A 3,173-nucleotide genomic window follows, 5' to 3' on the forward strand; every position below is an offset into this window, starting at 1 on the left:
GGGGACGGTGCCCGCGGCCGGCCCGCGGCCCGGGTGCCCGGGTGCGGCAGGCCCGCCGGGAGCGCCCGCGGCCCCGAGGGGCGCCCAGGGCCCGTCCGTCTGCGCGGACTCCTCCTCCCGCGCCCTGGCCATGAGCGTCGCCCCGGCGACCGCGCCCGGCATGAGCAGGATCGGGACCACCGGCACGAGGAACGCCAGGGTCAGCGGCACACCGAAGCCCAGGGCCATCGTCCGGCGCCCCTTGAGCCAGGCGAGCTGCTCGCGCGCGCCGACCCGGCGCCGCTCCATGGCGACCGCGGTCAGCTCCTGGGTCAGGTAGAACCCGGACACGCAGAAGCCGACGGCGGGGACGACGCTCTGGCCCAGTACGGGGACGAAGCCGAGCGCGAAGAGGACCACGCCCCAGATCGCGACCCGCACGAGCACGTAGAGGCTGTTCTTGACGGAGACGAGGATCCCGCGCCCCCACGACAGCCCGGATGCGGGCACCGTGCCGTCGGGGGACTCGGCGCGCTCGACCGCCTCCGACAGCGCCTCGTAGAAGGGCTGCCCGACGAGCAGCGTCACGGCCGTGAAGGTGACGACGGCCAGGAACAGCCCGAGGGCGAACAGCAGCACCGTCATCCCGCCGCGGAACAGCCCCTGCCAGGGGGACGCCCAGCCGTCGGCGAAGGGCGTCGCCCAGGACACCGCGTCGTCGGCGCCGTAGGCGAGGGCGATCAGCGCACCCGCGTACACCACCAGCGTCACCAGGCCCGGCAGCAGCCCGAATCCCCACCAGCGGCCGTGGGCGGCGACCCACCGCTGCCCCTGCACCAAAAAGCGGAAACCCGCCCCGAGATCGCCCATGCGGGCCACCTTAACGGGACGGGTTCCGGGTGCGCCCGCGGCCGGGGGCCGGGACGCGCGCCTTCGCGGGGATCAGGCCGCGGAGAGGGTCACCTCGATGTTGCCGCGGGTCGCGTTGGAGTACGGGCAGACCTGGTGCGCCTGCTCCAGCAGCTCCTTCGTGGCCGCCTCGTCGAGCGTCGGCACCGACGCGACGAGCTCGACGGCGAGGCCGTAACCGCCGCTGGGGAGCTTGCCGATGGAGACCTTCGCCGTCACCGTCGAGCCCTTGATGTCCAGCTTCCGCCGGCGCGCCACACCGCTCATCGCGCTCTGGAAACAGGCGCTGTACCCGGCGGCGAACAGCTGCTCCGGGTTCGTCCCCTCGCCGCTGCCGCCCATGTCCTTCGGGGGGTTGACGACGACGTCGAGCTTGCCGTCGTCCGATGCGACGCGGCCGTCCCGGCCGTTCTCGGCCGTCGCGACGGCCGTGTACAGGGGCTGTATCTGCTCAATCGACATGTGAGCCGTGTCCGTTCTGCTTGGCGCCGCGACTCGCGCCCACGATCGCGGCGGCGTGGATCCAGATTAGCGGTCGAGTGAAACGATCATCTTGCCGGTGTTGGCACCGCGCATCACACCGAGGAACGCGTCGAAGCCGTTCTCGATTCCCTCGACGACCGTCTCCTGGTGCTTGAGGCTGCCGTCCGCCAGCCAGCCGGCCATGTCCTTGACGAACTGCTCACGCAGGCCCATGTGGTCCATCACGATCATGCCCTGCATGCGCAGACGCTTCGTCAGGACCTGGGTCATGTTGCGCGGCGCGGCGGGCGGTTCGGTGGCGTTGTACTGCGCGATCATTCCGCACAGCGTGATCCTGCCGAAGTTGTGCATGCGGGAGATCGCGGCCTCGAGGTGGTCGCCGCCCACGTTGTCGAAGTACACGTCGATGCCGTCGGGCGCGGCCGCCTTGAGCTGCTCCTTCACGGAGCCGTTCTTGTAGTTGAAGGCCGCGTCGAAGCCGAACTCCTTGCGCAGCAGCTCGACCTTCTCGTCGGTGCCCGCGGAACCGATGACGCGCGAGGCGCCCTTGATCTTCGCGAGCTGGCCGACGATGCTGCCGACCGCGCCGGCCGCGCCGGAGACGAAGACCGCGTCGCCCTCCTTGAAGGAGGCCGTCTCGAACAGGCCCGCGTACGCCGTCAGCCCCGTGACGCCCAGCACTCCGAGGTAGGCGGGCAGCGGCGCCTGCGAGGCGTCGACCTTCACCGCGTGGCTCGCGGGGAACTCCGCGTACTCCCGCCAGCCGAGGCCGTGCAGGACGTGGTCGCCCACGGCGAACCCGTCCGCGGCGGAGGCGACGACCTCGCCGACCGCGCCGCCGTCCATGGGCCGGTCGAGCTCGAAGGGCGGCACGTACGACTTGCCCTCGTTCATGCGGGAGCGCATGTAGGGGTCGACCGAGAAGTACAGGTTCCGGACCAGGATCCGGCCCTCCCCGGGTTCGCCGACCGGAATCTCGCGCAGGGCGACATCGTCCGGCACGGGCCAGCCCTCGGGGCGGGACACCAGGTGCCAGGCACGGCCGGAAGCGGGAAGAGCGGTCATGATCCGGATACCTCCTTGGAGCGTTGCGTTGCGCGGATGCGGCAGCGGTGGCCGTCCGGCGGGCGCGCCCCGGATCCCGTCGCCGGGAGGGACCCGCCCACCAAAAGGTTCACCACCTGAAAGAACTCTGCATCTACATATTTCAGGTTGTCAAGTAAATGGGTATTCTGTGTCCATGGCCACCACCAGACGCGACCCGCTCACCCTCGAAGTCGTCCAGCTCATCGGCTCCGTCGTGGCCCGCTACTACGAGGAGTACGACCAGGCCGCGGCCGAGCACTCGCTGACCGGCGCCCAGGCGCGCGTCCTGGGCCTGCTGTCCCTCGAACCGCTGCCCATGCGCCGGATCGCCCAGAAACTCAAGTGCGAGCCCTCCAACGTGACGGGGATCATCGACCGGCTGGAGGGGCGCGGCCTGGTCGAGCGCCGCCCGGACCCCGACGACCGCCGGGTCAAGGTCGCCGCCGTCACGGAGACGGGGCTGACCACGGCGGGACTGCTGCGCGACTCGCTCGACTTCGCCCGCGAGCCGCTCGCCGACCTGTCGGAGGAGGAGCGCAGGACCCTGCGCGACCTGCTCAAGCGCATGCTCGGGGACGGGTCGGGCATCGACGGCGCCTGAGCCCGCACGGGCGTCGCCGCCCACACGGGAGTCGCCGCCCGGGCGGCGGTGCGGGACGCGGCGCCGGCCGCACTGCCGGGCGGCGATCCGCCGCCGTGACGCGGACCGCCGCCCG

4 protein-coding genes are annotated in these 3,173 nt (G+C 71.7%); 1 reads left to right on the plus strand and 3 read right to left on the minus strand.

The features are described 5' to 3' along the window. The 3 genes from L1885_RS26140 to L1885_RS26150 form a co-directional block, all read right to left on the minus strand. A partial coding sequence (locus L1885_RS26140) for an EI24 domain-containing protein (RefSeq protein WP_235799634.1) occupies positions 1-849 on the minus strand: 849 nt, incomplete at its 3' end. A 72-nt stretch (positions 850-921) separates the two neighbouring features. After that, positions 922-1,350, minus strand: a complete 429-nt coding sequence (locus tag L1885_RS26145; protein ID WP_235799635.1) for an organic hydroperoxide resistance protein — start codon at positions 1,348-1,350, stop codon at positions 922-924. Positions 1,351-1,416: 66 nt separating this feature from the next. Beyond that, positions 1,417-2,436 (minus strand): NADP-dependent oxidoreductase, encoded by a 1,020-nt coding sequence (locus tag L1885_RS26150; RefSeq protein ID WP_268984543.1) that lies wholly within the window; start codon positions 2,434-2,436, stop codon positions 1,417-1,419. 175 nt (positions 2,437-2,611) lie between these two features. Between L1885_RS26150 and L1885_RS26155 the strand changes: the two genes are divergently transcribed. Continuing rightward, positions 2,612-3,058 (plus strand): MarR family winged helix-turn-helix transcriptional regulator, encoded by a 447-nt coding sequence (locus L1885_RS26155; RefSeq protein WP_235799636.1) that lies wholly within the window; start codon positions 2,612-2,614, stop codon positions 3,056-3,058. Positions 3,059-3,173 lie beyond the last annotated feature (115 nt).

It is taken from the genome of Streptomyces fuscigenes, assembly GCF_021556455.1.
Lineage (GTDB): Bacteria > Actinomycetota > Actinomycetes > Streptomycetales > Streptomycetaceae > Streptomyces > Streptomyces fuscigenes.